The sequence below is a fragment of the Micromonospora sp. IBHARD004 genome (genome assembly GCF_052814115.1).
The window spans coordinates 331,054-346,478 of the sequence record NZ_CP199934.1; the positions used below are offsets into that span (position 1 = coordinate 331,054).

16 protein-coding genes are annotated in these 15,425 nt (G+C 73.7%); 8 read left to right on the top strand and 8 right to left on the bottom strand.

Features of this window, described 5'->3' with window-relative positions; all coding sequences use genetic code 11:
• Window positions 1–48 precede the first annotated feature (48 nt).
• Window positions 49–1,413, bottom strand: coding sequence for a hypothetical protein (locus ACTWO6_RS01595; protein WP_446217852.1), 1,365 nt, complete (start codon window positions 1,411–1,413; stop codon window positions 49–51).
• Between the two features lie 59 nt (window positions 1,414–1,472).
• On the bottom strand, window positions 1,473–1,700 hold the full coding sequence (locus ACTWO6_RS01600) for a hypothetical protein (protein ID WP_446217853.1): 228 nt from the start codon (window positions 1,698–1,700) through the stop codon (window positions 1,473–1,475).
• Between the two features lie 99 nt (window positions 1,701–1,799).
• On the opposite strand from ACTWO6_RS01600, the gene ACTWO6_RS01605 reads away from it, so the two are divergent.
• On the top strand, window positions 1,800–3,281 hold the full coding sequence (locus tag ACTWO6_RS01605) for an AAA family ATPase (protein WP_446217854.1): 1,482 nt from the start codon (window positions 1,800–1,802) through the stop codon (window positions 3,279–3,281).
• A gap of 17 nt (window positions 3,282–3,298) precedes the next feature.
• On the opposite strand, the gene ACTWO6_RS01610 is transcribed toward ACTWO6_RS01605, so the two are convergent.
• The gene (locus tag ACTWO6_RS01610) at window positions 3,299–3,769 is read right to left on the bottom strand and encodes a MarR family winged helix-turn-helix transcriptional regulator (protein WP_446217855.1); all 471 of its coding nucleotides are present in this window, start codon (window positions 3,767–3,769) and stop codon (window positions 3,299–3,301) included.
• A 63-nt stretch (window positions 3,770–3,832) separates the two neighbouring features.
• Between ACTWO6_RS01610 and ACTWO6_RS01615 the strand changes: the two genes are divergently transcribed.
• Window positions 3,833–4,393 (top strand): carboxymuconolactone decarboxylase family protein, encoded by a 561-nt coding sequence (locus ACTWO6_RS01615; RefSeq protein ID WP_446217856.1) that lies wholly within the window; start codon window positions 3,833–3,835, stop codon window positions 4,391–4,393.
• 4 nt (window positions 4,394–4,397) lie between these two features.
• Here ACTWO6_RS01615 and ACTWO6_RS01620 read toward each other — a convergent pair whose 3' ends face one another.
• On the bottom strand, window positions 4,398–5,270 hold the full coding sequence (locus tag ACTWO6_RS01620) for an alpha/beta fold hydrolase (RefSeq protein ID WP_446217857.1): 873 nt from the start codon (window positions 5,268–5,270) through the stop codon (window positions 4,398–4,400).
• A 132-nt stretch (window positions 5,271–5,402) separates the two neighbouring features.
• On the opposite strand from ACTWO6_RS01620, the gene ACTWO6_RS01625 reads away from it, so the two are divergent.
• Window positions 5,403–6,863 carry a menaquinone biosynthesis decarboxylase gene (locus ACTWO6_RS01625; protein ID WP_446217858.1) on the top strand — a complete coding sequence of 487 codons (1,461 nt, stop codon included), beginning with the start codon at window positions 5,403–5,405 and terminating at the stop codon, window positions 6,861–6,863.
• Window positions 6,863–7,774 (top strand): menaquinone biosynthesis prenyltransferase MqnP, encoded by a 912-nt coding sequence (mqnP, locus tag ACTWO6_RS01630; RefSeq protein WP_446217859.1) that lies wholly within the window; start codon window positions 6,863–6,865, stop codon window positions 7,772–7,774. The genes ACTWO6_RS01625 and mqnP overlap by 1 nt, the downstream gene beginning before the upstream one ends.
• 9 nt (window positions 7,775–7,783) lie before the next feature.
• Here mqnP and ACTWO6_RS01635 read toward each other — a convergent pair whose 3' ends face one another.
• A complete protein-coding gene (locus tag ACTWO6_RS01635; protein WP_446217860.1) occupies window positions 7,784–8,752 on the bottom strand; it encodes a terpene synthase family protein in 969 nt (322 codons plus the stop codon).
• 167 nt (window positions 8,753–8,919) lie between these two features.
• Here ACTWO6_RS01635 and ACTWO6_RS01640 point away from each other — a divergent pair, with 167 nt between their 5' ends.
• A complete protein-coding gene (locus tag ACTWO6_RS01640; RefSeq protein WP_446217861.1) occupies window positions 8,920–9,564 on the top strand; it encodes a UbiX family flavin prenyltransferase in 645 nt (214 codons plus the stop codon).
• A 26-nt stretch (window positions 9,565–9,590) separates the two neighbouring features.
• Here the strand turns inward: ACTWO6_RS01640 and ACTWO6_RS01645 are convergent, their stop codons facing one another.
• Complete coding sequence (locus tag ACTWO6_RS01645; RefSeq protein WP_013473529.1) at window positions 9,591–9,857, bottom strand: BldC family transcriptional regulator; 267 nt, start codon at window positions 9,855–9,857, stop codon at window positions 9,591–9,593.
• 268 nt (window positions 9,858–10,125) lie between these two features.
• Between ACTWO6_RS01645 and ACTWO6_RS01650 the strand changes: the two genes are divergently transcribed.
• From ACTWO6_RS01650 to ACTWO6_RS01660, 3 genes are all read left to right on the top strand, one after another.
• Window positions 10,126–10,584 (top strand): Lrp/AsnC family transcriptional regulator, encoded by a 459-nt coding sequence (locus ACTWO6_RS01650; protein ID WP_446217862.1) that lies wholly within the window; start codon window positions 10,126–10,128, stop codon window positions 10,582–10,584.
• A gap of 233 nt (window positions 10,585–10,817) precedes the next feature.
• Window positions 10,818–11,651 carry an SDR family NAD(P)-dependent oxidoreductase gene (locus ACTWO6_RS01655; RefSeq protein ID WP_446217863.1) on the top strand — a complete coding sequence of 278 codons (834 nt, stop codon included), beginning with the start codon at window positions 10,818–10,820 and terminating at the stop codon, window positions 11,649–11,651.
• A 22-nt stretch (window positions 11,652–11,673) separates the two neighbouring features.
• Window positions 11,674–12,765 (top strand): PLP-dependent cysteine synthase family protein, encoded by a 1,092-nt coding sequence (locus ACTWO6_RS01660; RefSeq protein WP_446217864.1) that lies wholly within the window; start codon window positions 11,674–11,676, stop codon window positions 12,763–12,765.
• 15 nt (window positions 12,766–12,780) lie between these two features.
• Here the strand turns inward: ACTWO6_RS01660 and ACTWO6_RS01665 are convergent, their stop codons facing one another.
• Together ACTWO6_RS01665 and ACTWO6_RS01670 are read right to left on the bottom strand one after the other, a co-directional pair.
• Entirely contained in the window at window positions 12,781–13,401 is a 621-nt protein-coding gene (locus ACTWO6_RS01665; RefSeq protein WP_446220525.1) for a putative glycolipid-binding domain-containing protein, read from the bottom strand.
• 102 nt (window positions 13,402–13,503) lie between these two features.
• Complete coding sequence (locus ACTWO6_RS01670) at window positions 13,504–15,396, bottom strand: DEAD/DEAH box helicase (protein ID WP_446217865.1); 1,893 nt, start codon at window positions 15,394–15,396, stop codon at window positions 13,504–13,506.
• Window positions 15,397–15,425 lie beyond the last annotated feature (29 nt).

Sequence of the window (15,425 nt, forward strand, 5' to 3'; positions counted from 1 at the left end):
CTGACCGCCGGGACCCGCGTGGCTCCCGGCGGTCGCGTCGTTTCCGGGTCAGCCCACGGTCACCGGGGCGGTGTCGTTCGCCGGGTCGTCGTCGACCCGTGGGTAGCCGTACGCGAGGCGGACCTCGCCCGGCGTGCCGAGCGGGCCGTCGACCCGCAGGTCGAAGTCGACGAGCCAGGTCTCGTCCGCCGGGAAGACCCCACCGGGCCTGGTGCAGTACCAGCCGGTCGGCACGGTCTCCTCGGTGGCCTCCTCCTCGCCCCCGATCGGCCAGCAGCCCGACGGGGACCTGGTCACCGCCGTGCCGGCCGGCGGCGTGAAGACGAGCCGGGCGGCGCTGTCACCGGAGATCGTGCCGTCCGGCACGCCGGGGCCATCATTGCGCAGCCCGACCCGGACCTGGACGCTGTCACCGGGCGCGCCGGCGGCCGCCGCGCCGAGGGCGACGACATCGAACGCCCCGTGGATCGCCCGCAGGAAGTACTGGCCGGACGGGGACTGGTGCTCGGCCCCGATCACGTCGAGCGGCTCGCCGACCTGACGCAGTCGCAGGGACTGGTCGGCGTCGCGGCGGGTGAAGACCACGCCCTCGGGCAGCGGCCCGGCGGTGTCGGCGGGCGCCACGGACTGGGTGATCCGCTTGTCGCCGACGGCGGCAGAACCCACCGTGGTCTCGAAGCCGCCGGGGACCTCGTACCGGGCGCCGGGGTTCAGCTCGCCCCCGACGGCGCAGACCACGATGGTGCTGAGCTGGTCGCCGGCGCCGTACCGGCAGTTGCGGTAGGCGGCCGGCTCCAGCCCGACCGGGAACCGGAACGTGATCCGGACGTCGTCCGCCGGCTGGTCGCCGGCGCTGATCACCGACACCGGCATGGCGAGCTGGTCGCCCGTGGCCGCGCCGCTGACGTACTCGTCGACCAGGTCGATCACGTCCGGCCCGGCGTGCACCGTTACCGTGGCCTGCTGGGCCCAGCCGTCGACGCCGTCGGCCAGCGCGGTGTAGCCGATCGTTCCGGTCGTGCCGTCGGCCGCACCGGTGACCGCCTTGAGCACGATCGGCAGGGTGCCGTTCAGGGTGCCGAACTCGTCGGGGGTGGCGGTCGGCGGCATCGGGCAGGTGACCGCGCCGACGTCGGTGACGCACCAGTCCGGGAAGGTGGCGGTGGCCACCCCGGTCAGGCCGCTCAGGTCGAAGGTCACCCGGGGGTTGGTCGCTCCGCCGCTGCTCAGGACGAGGCCGGCGGTCCGGCCAGGGGCGCCGGCCGCGCCGATGGTGGTGTCACCGAGCCAGCTGCTGACCCAGCCGGGGTCGGTCTCCGCCGCCGCCGGGCTGGCCACCGCGCCGACCGTGGTCGCCGCCGCGAGCGCCGCCGCGCCCACCCGGAACGCGCGGGAAACGCGCACAGATTTCATCGAACTCCCTTTGGGTAAATGGACCGGCCGGGCCCTCCGGCCCAGTCAGCGCGCCGATCCTAAGGGGAGCCGGTGACGGACGGCGTCCCGGTCGTCGGGCGACGCCGGCTCAACACGCCGTCGACGCGCAGGGTCACCTGGTACGCGACCTCCGGCAGGTCGGCGAGTTCGAGGCGGTCGGCCCGCAGGGCGAACTGCGCGTGCAGCTCCCGCGCCACCGCGTCCCGGATCTCCGCCAGCAGCGGGGACAGCCCGTCCGGGTCCCCCGACACGTACGCGTCATCCATTTTCGTATCGTCCCGCCACGAGCCGGACGTGTCGCCCCGCCTGCGCAATCCGTAGGACTACACTTCTAAGAACTGTAGTCCTACGAAATGCGGTGACCCGTGACCCTGCTGGCCAAGCCCGACCGGATCTTCGACCGGGACGTCGAGTGGGCTGAGCTGGCCCGCTTCGCCGCCGACGAGCGTCCCGGCGCGACCCTCGGCGTTGTCAGCGGTCGCCGTCGACAGGGCAAGACCCTGTTGCTCTACGAGCTTGCCCGGGCCAGCGGGGGCTTCTACTTCGGCGCAACGGAGGCCACGTCGGTCGATTCGCTGCGTCGGTTGGGTGAGGTGCTCGGCGCGTATGCGGGGTCGCCGGGCCCGGTGCAGCTGCCCGACTGGAGCGCGGCGATCGACGCCCTGCTCACCCTGGGGCGGGACCGGCCCGTGACCGTGGTCATCGACGAGTTCCCGTACCTGGTCCGAGCTGCCCGGGAGCTGCCGTCGATCATCCAGCACGCGCTTACGCCCGGCAGACCGGAACGGGCGGAATCGCGGACCCGGCTGCTGCTCTGCGGCTCGGCCCTGTCCTTCATGGGTGGCCTTCTCGCCGGCTCCGCCCCGTTGCGCGGGCGGGCCGGCCTGGAGCTACCGGTGCAGCCGCTGGACTACCGGGCCGCCGCGGCCTTCTGGGGATTCGACGATCCCCTGCTGGCCGTCAAGGTCTTCGCCATCGTCGGTGGCACGCCGGCCTACCGGCGCGAGTACGTCCAGGACGACGCCCCGACCGGGCCGGACGATTTCGACGCCTGGGTCGTCCGAGCGGTGCTCAACCCGGCGCGGCCGCTCTTCCGGGAGGCGCGCTACCTGCTCGCGGAGGACCCTGACCTGCGTGACGCCGCGCTCTACCACTCCGTGTTGGCGGCGGTCGCCGAGGGCAACGCCAGCCGTGGCGGGATCGCCGGCTACATCGGACGGAAGGCGACCGATCTGCAACATCCGCTCACCGTGTTGGAAGACGCCGGCCTGTTGCTGCGGGAGCCGGACCCGCTGCGGAGCGGACGCAGCAACTACCGGATCACCGAACCGCTGATCACGTTCTACCAGGCGGTCATGCGTCCGGCCTGGACGGCGCTGGAACAGCGCCGGGGCGCGGACGTCTGGCGCCGGTCGCAGCGCCGGTACGCCAGCGCGGTGCTTGGCCCCCGCTTCGAGGAGATCGTCCGGCAGTGGGCGGTCCGGTTCGCCGATCTCGGAGCCTTCGGCGGAATCGTTGCCGAGGCCTGCGCGGCCACCGTGACGGACCCGTCCACCCGAACCAGTCACGAGCTGGATCTCGTCGCGCTCGGCGAGCCGCCGCTCGGCGACGGGCCACGCCCGCTGCTCGCCATCGGAGAGGTCAAGTGGGGGCGCCGGCTGGGTCAGGCCGATCTGGAACGGTTGCGCCGGGTGCGGGAACTGCTACTGAGGCGTCCAGGATTCGACGCGACCGGGACGCGGCTGTTGCTGGCGAGCGCGGAAGGCTTCACCGACGACCTCGCCCGCGCGGCGTCGGCCCGGCAGGACGTCATCCTGGTGGACCGGGACCGGCTCTACGCGGGCTAGGTGCCAGCGCGGCACGGTCAGCCGCCGAACCAGCCGGGGACGTCGAGGCGGAAGAAGTTGGCCGAGGCGACCGAGCGCAGGTCATCCTCCATCGCGGCGACGCGGTCGGGGCCCAGCGTCGCCGCCCAGCGGTCGCGCAGCTCGTCGAAGACGATCGCCGAGCGGCGCAGCCCGTCCAGGCCCCGGTCCGTCATCCGGACCAGCTTGCGCCGGGCGTCGGCGGGGTCGTCGGCGCGTTCCAGGTAGCCGAGGGCGACCAGCCGGTCCACCGTCTTGCCGGCCGCCTGCTTGGAGACGCCGAGCCGCTGCCCCAACTCGGAGGCGGTGGTGCCGTCCGGGCCGACGGCCTGGAGGACGAAGCCGTGTGCGGGTCGCAGCTCCGGGTGCCCCTGCCGGGCCAGCTCGGCGTGCAGGTCGTCGATGAGCGTGCGGAAGCCGGCCAGCAGCAGCAGGGGAAGTACGAAGCCGGGGCGGTCAGACGTTGTCATAGTCGACAATCGCGTTTACTATTTGGTCAACCACGTTGACCATCTTATCCGAGAGGGGTCGGCATGTCCCGACCGGCCTTCACCGTCCACACGCCCGACACCGCGCCCGTCGCCGCGCGTCCGACCATGGCCGGCATCCACCGCAAGCTCGGCCACCTGCCCACCGGCGTCGGCCTGATGGCGGAGTCCCCCGAGCTGCTCAAGGGCTTCCTCACCGCCACCGCCATCTTCGAGTCCACCGACCTCGACCCGGTCGCCCGGGAGGTGGTCGTGCTCACCGTCGCCACCCGGAACGAATGCCACATCTGCGTGGCGATGCACACCGCCACGCTGGAGCGGCACGGCGCCGACCCCGAGCTGATCGCCGCCCTGCGCGACGGGACCGAGCCGCCCGAGGCCCGGCTCGCGGCGCTGCGCCGGTTCACCCTGGCCATCCTCGACCACCGCGGCGCCGTCCCGGACGCCGAGCTGGCCGCCTTCCTCGACGCCGGCTGGCAGCCCCGGCACGCCCTCGACGTGGTGCTCGGCGTCGGGACCTACACCATCTCGACCTTCGCGAACCGGCTCACCGACGCGCCGCTCGACCCGCCGCTGGCCGCGTACGCCTGGCAGCCGGCCGGGTGAGGCGTCAGCCCCGCAGGAAGGGCAGCAGCAGGGCGCTCAGCTCCGCCGGCCGCTCCTCGAAGAGCCAGTGGCCGCTGTCCTCGATCACCTCGCCGGTGACCGTGTCGGCGTACCGGCGGACCTGCTCGGCCACCTGCTCGCCCAGGCTGGCCCGGGCCCCGATCGCGAGGACCGGCATCGGCAGCTTCGTCGACCGGTACGCGGCGTTGTCCGCCACGTCCTGCCCGAACGCCCGGAACCAGTCGAAGCTGGCCCGCAGGTGGTCCGGGTCGCGCAGGTGCCGGGCGTACTCCTCGACGTCGTCCGGGCCGATACTGCCCTTGTTCACCATCATCGAGTCGCTGAAGCGGTCCACCCAGAGCGTCTCCCGGCCGCTGATCAGCTGCTCCGGCAGCCCGTTGTTGAGGTTGAAGAAGCCGAAGTTCCACACCGCCGGGCCGGCGGCGGTCAGGGCCGGGATCGCGTAGACACTCTCGTCCGGGATGGGTGCCTCGGTGAGCACCAGCCGGGACACCACGTCGGGGTGGGCGGCGGCGTAGGCGTACGCGACCATGGTGCCCAGGTCGTGGCCGACCAGCCGGATGTCCGCGGTCAGGCCGAGCCCGGTGAGCAGCCCGTGCAGGTCGGCGGCGACGCTCTTCTTGTCGTACCCGCCGGCCGGGGCGTCGCTCTCGCCGAAGCCGCGCAGGTCCGGCGCGACCACCTCGAACGAGCGCCCCAGCTCGGGCAGCAGGTGCCGCCACATGTACCAGCACTGCGGATAGCCGTGCAGCAGCACCAGCGGGGGACCGTCGCCGCCCCGCAGGTAGTTCATCGTGATCTCGCCGACCTGCGCCCGCTGCTCAGCGAACCCCGCCGGGACCCGTCCCGCACCCATTGCCGTCCCCTCCGCCGTCGGACGGCTCGACTACCCGCCGCCGGCCCGGCCATGCCCGGCCGGCGGCGGCATCGGCCGCGTCACACCACCCGGCTTGGGCGACCGGGAGGCAGGTGCGGGAGACTGGCTGACATGGCGGCTCGTGGCTTCCCGTACACCGATCTCAAGGACTTCCTCGCGGCGCTGGAGCGCGCGGGCGAGCTGCGGCGGGTGAGCGTCCCGGTCGACCCCACCCTGGAGATCAGCGAGGTGGTCACCCGGACCGTCCGGGCCGGCGGCCCGGCGCTGCTCTTCGAGCGCCCCACCCGGGGCGAGATGCCGGTCGCGATCAACCTCTTCGGCACCGAGAAGCGGATGGCGATGGCGCTCGGCGTCGACTCCCTCGACGAGATCGGCGAGCGGATCGGCGCGCTGATCAAGCCGGAGCTGCCGGTCGGCTGGTCCGGCATCCGCGAGGGCCTGGGCAAGGTCATGCAACTCAAGTCGGTGCCGCCGCGCAAGGTGAAGACCGCCCCCTGCCAGCAGGTGGTCTACCGGGGCGACGACGTCGACCTGAACCGGCTGCCCGGTCTCCAGGTCTGGCCCGGCGACGGCGGGATCTTCCACAACTACGGGCTGACCCACACCAAGCACCCGGAGACCGGCAAGCGCAACCTCGGCCTCTACCGGCTCCAGCAGCACGGCCGGAACACCCTCGGCATGCACTGGCAGATCCACAAGGACTCCACCGCCCACCACGCGGTCGCCGAGCGGCTCGGCCAGCGGCTGCCGGTCGCCATCGCGATCGGCTGCGACCCGGTGGTCAGCTATGCCGCCAGCGCGCCGCTCCCCGGCGACATCGACGAGTACCTGTTCGCCGGCTTCCTGCGCGGCGAGCGGGTCGAGATGGTCGACTGCCTCACCGTGCCGCTCCAGGTGCCGGCGCACGCCCAGATCGTGCTGGAGGGCTACCTGGAGCCCGGCGAGCGGCTGCCCGAGGGCCCGTTCGGCGACCACACCGGCTTCTACACCCCGGTCGAGCCGTTCCCGGTGCTGCACATCGAGGCCATGACCATGCAGCGCGACCCGGTCTACCACTCGATCGTCACCTCCAAGCCGCCGCAGGAGGACCACGGCCTCGGCAAGGCCACCGAGCGGATCTTCCAGCCGCTGCTCAAGCTGCTGATCCCGGACATCGTCGACTACGACCTGCCGGCCGCCGGGGTCTTCCACAACTGCGCGATCGTCTCGATCCGCAAGCGCTACCCGAAGCACGCGCAGAAGGTGATGAACGCGATCTGGGGCGCCCACCTGATGTCGCTGACCAAGCTGATCGTGATCGTCGACGAGGACTGCGACGTGCACGACTACAACGAGGTCGCCTTCCGCGCCTTCGGCAACGTCGACTACGCCCGCGACCTGCTCCTCACCGAGGGGCCCGTGGACCACCTCGACCACGCGTCGTACCAGCAGTTCTGGGGCGGCAAGGTGGGCGTCGACGCGACCCGCAAGCTGCCCACCGAGGGCTACACCCGGGGCTGGCCGGAGGAGATGTCGATGTCGCCCGAGGTGGTCTCGCTGGTCGACAAGCGCTGGAAGGAGTACGGGATCTGATGGCGGTCCTCGACGCGCCGGCCGAGAAGCCGGGCCGGGTGAAGTCCTTCCTCAAACTGGTCGCGATCGAGCACTCGGTCTTCGCGCTGCCGTTCGCGTACCTGTCCGCGCTGACCGCGATGCGGGTCGACGGCGGTCGGGTCCGCTGGCTCGACCTGCTGCTGATCACCGTCGCGATGGTCGGGGCGCGGACGTTCGCGATGGCCGCCAACCGGATCCTCGACCGGCGGATCGACGCGCGGAACCCGCGTACCGCGAAGCGGGAACTGGTCACCGGGGCGGTGAGCGTGCGGACGGCCTGGACCGGCGCGGCCGTCGCGCTGGTCGTCTTCCTCGCCGCCGCCGCCCTGCTCAACCCGCTCTGCCTGGTGCTCGCCCCGCTCGCGGTGATCCCGCTGGTCGTCTACCCGTACGGCAAGCGGTTCACCAACTGGCCGCACGCCATCCTGGCGATCGCCCAGGCGGTCGGCCCGGTCGGCGCCTGGCTCGCGGTCACCGGCACCCTCGCCGGCTCCTGGCCGGCCTGGCTGCTCGGCGCGGCCGTCGGCCTCTGGATCGGCGGCTTCGACCTGATCTACGCCTGCCAGGACGCCGACGTGGACCGGGAGATCGGCGTGCACAGCGTCCCCGCGCGCTACGGGCTGCGCTTCGCGCTGCACGCCTCCACCGTCGCCCACGTGGTCACCTTCGCGCTCTTCATCTGGTTCGGCGGCCTGGTCGGCTTCGGCTGGCTCTGGTGGATCGGGCTGGCGTTCACCGCGGTCGCCTTCGGCTACCAGCACCTGGTGGTCAGCCCCACCGACCTCAGCAAGGTCAACCGGGCGTTCTTCACCGCCAACGGCTTCGTCGGCATCGCGCTCTTCGTCTTCGCCCTGCTCGACCTGGTGGTCCGCCTCGACCTGCGACCCTGAGCGGCGGGGTCAGGACGCGGGGGCGACCGCCGGGTAGCGGCCGCTCTCCAACGTCCAGTCCACCGTGCCGCGCACCGCGTGGGCGACCCCGTCGAGGTGGGCGGTGACCGCCTCGTCCAGCGCCGGACCGAACGACGGCACCGCGGCGCGCAGCGCCACGAACCGGGCCATCCCCGCCCGCCAGCGCTCGGCCACCAGCTCCACCGCGGTCTCCACCGGCACCCCGTGCTCGGTCGCCACCGCCAGCACCAGATTGTGGCCACCGGCGCTGACCCGGTCCTGGTCCAGCGACGCCAGGTCGTTGAACCAGGAGAGCAGGTCGTTGCCGACCTCGGCGATCCGGCGCAGCGCGAGATGGTGGTAGACCGCGTCGGGCAGCGGCCGGCCGGTCGCGAACTCGATCAGCGGGTACGACACGTACGCCGCCGAGGTCGCCCGGCGCAGCTCCACGTACTCCGCGACCCCGGGGGCCCGGCCGGCGGCCTTCGCGACCGCCTCCCGCCAGGCGCCGTCCAGGTGGTGGGCGACCGCGTCGGTGAAGCGCAGCCGCCAGCGGGCCGGCATCCGCCGTCGGGGCTCCCGCCACGCCTGCACCAGCAGCCGCCGCAGCGGCCCCGAGAAGCCGGGATGACGCGCCCGAGGCCCGTCGCGCAGCAGGGCGAGCACCCCGTCGCGCAGCGCGCGGATCTGCGGCGGCGTCAGCCGGTCCGGCCGGTCGCACGCGTCGTCGACCAGGAAGAACCAGGTGAACAGGACGGTCAGCACGCGCAGGTCCGACTCGGCGGCGTCCGGGTAGAGCCGGCCGGCGTACCGGGCGAAGCCCGCCCGGCGCAGTCGGTCCAGGGCCACCGCGTCCAGGGGCAGGTCGAGGTCGACGAGCTGGTCGAGCAGCCACTGCTGGGTGCGGTCGGCATACGGGGAGAGCCGGGGCGCGAGTGGACAGTCGGAGCGCAGCGACCAGAGCACCGCCTCCGTCATCCCGATCCCTTCCGTGGCCGTGGATCGCCGACGGAAGCATGGCAGGTCGCCGGGACGGCCGTGGCCCGGCGGGACAACGGCGGTGGTCCCGGGACAAGGGGGACGCTCCGGACCGGTACGGCGGGGGTGCCCGCCGGTCCCCGCCGCCGACCAGGCAGGCTTGTCGTATGCGCGAACCATGGGTGGTCGGCGTCTCCGGGGCCTCCGGCACGCCGTACGCGGCAGCCGTCGTGCGGGGCCTGCTCGACGCCGGCGAGGCGGTGGACCTGATCGTCTCCCGGGCGGCCCGGCTGACCATCCTCGACGAGACCGGTCGTCCCTTCCGGGACGGGCACTGGGCCGACGACCTGGCCACCTGGCTGGGCCGCGAGCTGACCGGCGCGGACCTGCGGCACTGGCCGGCGGGCGACCTGGCCGCCGGCCCGAGCAGCGGCTCCTACCGGGTACGCGGCATGGCGGTGGTGCCGGCGAGCACGGCGGCCTGCGCGGGCATCGCGATCGGGCTCTCCAAGGACCTGCTGCAGCGGGCGGCCGAGGTCAACCTGAAGGAGCGGCGGCCGGTGGTGGTGGTGCCGCGGGAGACCCCGGTGACCCGCAGCCACCTGGAGCATCTCATCGCGCTGCACGACGCCGGCGCGGTCGTGCTGCCGGCCAGCCCGGGCTTCTACGGCGCGGGCGCCTCCGCCTCTGCGCAGCAGTTGGTCGACTTCGTGGCCGGGAAGGTGCTGGACGCGCTCGGCGTGCCGCACACGCTCTTCCGTCGCTGGTCGGGCGAGCTGGCCGCGGCGCAACGGAACGCGGACCGGACCTGACGGCCGGTCCGCGTGCCGATCCGCACTCAGTACATGCCGGCGTTGGCCGGTCCGGGGCCGGTCGAGGCGGTCGGGCCCATGTTGCGTGCCTTACCCATGTCCTCCGCCTCGTCCAGCATGCCCTCCCCCTCAAGCAGGGCCCGCACCTCGGATTCCCGAAACCGGCGATGCCCGCCTGGAGTCCGGATGCTGCCTATCCGGCCGGCCGCCGCCCATCTCGTCACAGTCTTCGGGTCAACCCGAAACAGCGCGGCGACCTCACCCGGTGTCAGCAGGCGATCTCCAGTGTCCACAGCCCCCTCCTCGCGTCGACGAAGCCCCCGGCTGAACACACTGCCCCCGGCCGGTGCGAGCCCAGAGCCGTCATGAGGGACGTATGGCAATTACAGCACCAGCGACCTGGCCTGTCCGCCAAACGCGAAAAACGCACGGCTTGAGAAGTTAGTAAATGGTACCGGCGAAGAACTCCCATGACCATCAGTTTGTGAATGGGTACATGTTGTCACGTTCAACTGATGCCGACCGTCGAGCGTTACGCCCGAACGGATAGGGTCACTCTCCGTGGACGCGATCGACCTGAGCCTCGTGGAGCTGCTGCGCGGCAACGCCCGCCTGTCGTACGCCGAGCTGGCCCGCCAGGTCGGCCTCTCCGCCCCCGCCGTGCACGAACGAGTCGGCAAGCTGGAGTCCAGCGGCGTGATCCGGGCGTACCGGGCCGAGGTGGAGCCGGAGGCGATCGGGCTCGGCGTGACCGCGCTGATCGGCATCGTCGAGGACTCCGGCGGGGACACCGACGACGTGCTGGAGGCGTTCCGGCGGATGCCGGAGATCGAGTCCTGCTACTTCATGGCCGGGGTGGAGTCGTTCCTGCTGAAGGCGCGGGTGGGCACGATCGCCGAGCTGGAGCAGCTGATCGTCCGGCTGAACCGCACCCCGGGCGTGGCCTCCACCCGCACCGGGATCGCCCTGTCGACGAAGTGGGAGAACCGCCCCCAGCCCATCGAGCCCCAGGCCCCCTGACCCGCCCCCCGGCACCTGACCCGTCCTCGTCGGCGGGCCGGGCCGCGCCCCGACGCGGCCCGCGAGTGTCAGGTGGCCATCCTGTGGAGCTGATGTCGCGGTCCGGGCCGCACCGCGTCCGCCCCGCCCGGCGCTCATGCCGGGCGCGCGGCCACCGGGCAAGGTCCGCGCGTCCCGAGGGCTGTGGCGCAGCGGCTCTGGCGCCGACGGGAGTCCGGCGATACCGTGCGCCGATGACGACGCCAGCGCCCGGAGCGGCCGTGGTGACCGGGGCGGCGGGCGGGCTCGGACGGGCGATCGCCGCCGCGCTGCACGCCGACGGCTGGGCCGTGCTCCTGACCGACCTGGACGCCGCTGCGGTGGCCGCCGCCGCCGAGCCGCTCGGTGGCTGGTCCCGGGCCCTGGACGTCCGCGACGAGGCGGCCTGCGCCGCGGTCGCCGCCGAGGCCGCGGGCGGGGCGGCCGGCGGGCTCGGGCTCTGGGTGAACAACGCCGGAATCCTGGTCACCGGGCCGTCCTGGACCCACGACGCGGCGACCCGCCGCCGGCTGGTCGAGGTGAACGCCCTCGGCGCGATGAACGGCACCCTGGCCGCGCTGGAGGTCATGCGGGCCCAGGGCCACGGGCACGTGCTCAACGTCGTCTCCCTCGCCGGGCTGATCGCCGCGCCCGGCGAGACGGTCTACGCCGCCAGCAAGCACGCCCTGCTCGCGTTCAGCCTGGGCACCCTGTCCGACCTGCGGATGGCCGGGCTTCGGGGCGTACACGTGTCCTGTCTCTGCCCGGACGGGATCTGGACGCCGATGCTGCACGACCGGCTCGACGACCCCGGCGCGCTGGCCTCCTTCACCGGGTCGATGCTGACGCCGGAGCGGGTGGCCGCGCGGGCCGCGCGGCTGGCCCGCCGGCCGCGTCCGGTGGTCAGCCTGCCGCGCTGGCGCGGCGCCCAGGTGCGGCTCCTCGACGCGCTGCCCCGGCTGGCGCTCGCACTGACCCCGGTGGTCCGGGCCACCGGCCGGGCCGGGCAGCGCCGGCAGCGCCGCCGGGTCGGCCCGAACCCGAGCTGACCTCGCTTGTAACGTTGCCGACGTGACACATCTGGACCGGTGCGACGAGGCCAGCCGGACGTGGGTGACCGAGGCGATCGCCACGGTCGAGGCCGACGCCAACCGGTCCGCCGACACCCACCTGCTGCCCTTCCCGCTGCCCCGCACGTGGGGCATCGGCCTCTACCTGAAGGACGAGTCGGTGCACCCCACCGGCTCGTTGAAGCACCGGCTCGCCCGGTCGCTCTTCCTCTACGGGCTCTGCAACGGCTGGATCGGCCCGGACACCACCATCCTCGAGGCCTCCTCCGGCTCGACCGCCGTCTCCGAGGCGTACTTCGCCCGGATGCTGGGGTTGCCGTTCATCGCGGTCATGCCCGCCACCACCTCGCCCGAGAAGATCGCCCAGATCGAGTTCCAGGGCGGCCGCTGCCACCTGGTCCAGGACCCGGCGAAGGTGGTGATCGAGGCGCGCTGGCTCGCCGAGGACTCCGGCGGGCACTTCATGGACCAGTTCACCTACGCCGAGCGGGCCACCGACTGGCGGGGCAACAACAACATCGCCGAGTCCATCTACGCGCAGCTCGCGCTGGAACGGCACCCCGTGCCGGCCTGGGTGGTGGTGGGCGCCGGGACCGGCGGCACCAGCGCCACCATCGGCCGGTACGCCCGCTACCGGCGGCTGCCCACCAAGCTCTGCGTGGTCGACCCGGAGAACTCCGCCTTCTACCCGGCCTGGCAGGCCGGCGACTGGTCGGTGCGGACCGACCGCGGCTCCCGGATCGAGGGCATCGGCCGGCCCTCCGTCGAGGCGTCCTTCCTGCCCTCGGTGGTGGACCGGATGGTCCAGGTGCCGGACGCCGCCTCGCTGGCCGCCATGCGGGCCGGCTCGACCGTGCTCGGCCGCCGGGTCGGCGGCTCGACCGGCACCAACCTGTGGGGCGCGTTCGGGCTGATCGCCGAGATGCTGGCGGTGGGGCGGACCGGGTCGGTGGTCACCCTCATCTGCGACGCCGGCGACCGCTACGCCGACACGTACTACGCCGACGAGTGGGTGGCCCGGCAGGGGCTGGACCTCGCCCCGCACCTGGCCACCATCGACCGCTTCCTGGCCACCGGCGCCTGGCCGGCCTGACCGGCCGGCCCGGGATCAGCGGGGATCGATCCGTTCGGCGAGGCCCGGGTAGCGCACCACGAAGCCGTCCGGGTCGACGTCCAGGTCCGCGGTGAAGGTGTCGCTGGCGAAGCGCGCCCGGCCGGGCCCGAGCGAGGTGTACACCTGCTCGGCGGGGACCACGGCCAGGCTCGGCACCAGCACCCAGGCGACGGCGATCCGCCGGGGCTGGTCCGCCGGCGCCCGGCTCAGCCCGAGGCGGCGTACGGGCAGGGTGTTGAAGAGCGCGGAGCCGCCCAGGTCGAGGTCGAGCGCGTCGGCCAGCCGGTCCGGGTCGTCCGTGCCCGGCAGCCCGGCCGGGGCGTGCCCGGCCGCGCGCAGCGCCGCGTCCAGGTCACCCTCCTCGCCGGTCCGCACCCGCCAGCCGTCCCCGGCGCGTTCCAGCCGTACGCTCCGCGACCAGCCGGCCCCCTCGGTCGCCGCCTCCAGCCGGGTCGCCGCCCAGTCCGCGCCGACGGTGAGTTGGTACCGGCAGGTGTAGGGGATCGGGTCCACCGCCAGCGCCACGCCCCGCGCGGCGAGTCCCTGCTGACCGTCGAGGACGACGTGCTCCGCCCCGGCGGTGTCCGTCCTGGTCCAGAAGAGCGACTTCGGCATGGTCGGCATGAACCGGACGTTACGCGACGGCATGGACACCGGCACGGAATGCGGAAACGCCGCCGCGGAGCGAATGCTCCACGGCGGCGTCCGGGCGTCAGGTCAGTGGGTACGCGCCGGCGGTCGCCCGCCGAAGCCCCGCCGGTCGTCGCGCGGCCGGTCGTCCCGGCCCCGCCCCTCGGGACGGAACCCGCCCCGGCGGTCCGCCGACCGGAAGTCGCCGCCCCGCTCGCCGGACGTGCGCTCGCCCCGGGCATCCCGGTCACCGAAGCGCCGCTCGGCGGTCGGGCGGTCCTCGAAGCGCCGCTCGCCGGTCGGCCGGTCGTCGAAGCGCCGCTCGCCGGTGGGGCGGTCGCCGAAGCGCCGGTCGTCCCGGCCCGCGCGGTCCCCGCCGCCCCGCGGGTCGCGCCCGCCGAAGCGCTGGTCGTCCCGGCCGGCGCGGTCGGCCGGACGCCGGTCGTCGCGGTCACCGAAGCGCCGTTCGCCGGTCGGCCGGTCGTCGAAGCGCCGCTCGCCGGTGGGGCGGTCGCTGAAGCGCCGCTCGCCGGTCGGGCGGTCCTCGAAGCGCCGCTCGCCGGACGGGCGGCCGAAGCGCTGGTCGCCCCGGTCGCCGAACCGGCGCTCGCCGCGGCCGTCCCGGTCGAAGGAGCCGCGGTCGCCGAAGCGCCGGCCGTCCCGATCGCCGAAGCGGCGCGGGCCGGACGGGCGGTCGCCGTAGCGGCGCTGCTCCTGCGGCTCCGCGCGGACCGGAACCCCGCTGGGCTCGCGCGCGCCGGTCAGCTCCGCGAGGGCCGGGTCGCCGGCCCGGACCCGGGCCTCCGCCGGAGCGACGCCGGCCTTCTCCAGCATGGCCAGGGTGGTCCGGCGCTGCTTCGGCAGCACCAGGGTGGCCACCGCGCCCGACTCGCCGGCCCGGGCGGTACGCCCCGCCCGGTGCAGGTAGTCCTTCGGGTCCTTCGGCGGGTCCACGTGCAGCACCAGCGAGACCCCGTCGACGTGGATGCCGCGGGCCGCCACGTCGGTGGCGACCAGCACGTTCATCCGACCCTCGCGGAACTCGGCCAGGGTCTTGGTACGCATCCGCTGGGTCTTGCCGCCGTGCAGCCCACCGGCGCGAACGCCCACCGCGGCGAGCTGCTCGACCAGCCGGTCGACGCCGAGCTGGGTACGCGCGAAGAGCATCGTCCGGCCGGAACGGGCCGCGATGGAGGCGGCCACCGCGAACTTGTCGTGCGGCGGGACCAGCAACAGGTGGTGGTCCATGGTGGACACGGACGCGGTCGACGGGGCGGTCGAGTGGGTGACCGGGTCGGTCATGAACCGCTTGACCAGCGAGTCGACGTCGCCGTCCAGGGTGGCGGAGAAGAGCAGCCGCTGGCCGCCCGCCGGGGTCTTCGCCAGCAGGTCGGTGACCTCCGGCAGGAAGCCCATGTCGGCCATCTGGTCGGCCTCGTCAAGCACGGTGATCTCGACGTCGTCCAGGTTGCAGACGCCGCGCGAGACCAGGTCGCCGAGGCGGCCCGGGGTGGCGACGATGATCTCCACACCCCGGCGGAGCGCGTCGATCTGCCGGTCGTACGGCACGCCGCCGACGGCGGTCTTGACGAAGATGCCGACGGCCTTGCCGAGCGGCATCAGCGCGTCGTTGACCTGCATGGCCAGTTCCCGGGTCGGCACCAGGACCAGGGCCCGGGGGTGCAGCGGGCGGGCCCGGTTGCGCTCGGCGAGCCGGGCGATCAGCGGCAGGCCGAAGGCGAGGGTCTTACCGGAGCCGGTCTGGCCCCGGCCGAGCACGTCGTGGCCGGCGAGGGCGTCCGGCAGGGTGGCCCGCTGGATCTCGAACGGGGTGGTGATGCCCTGGCGGGCCAGCGTGGCGACGAGCTGCCCGGGCAGTCCCAGTGCGGCGAAGTCGGGGGTGTCGACGTCGGCGGGGTTCTCCTGCGCCGGGGCGTCGTGGGCGGACGGGGACGTGCCGGGTTCAGCGAAGGTGGTCAAGAAATGCCTTTCGAGCGGGGCGCATCTTC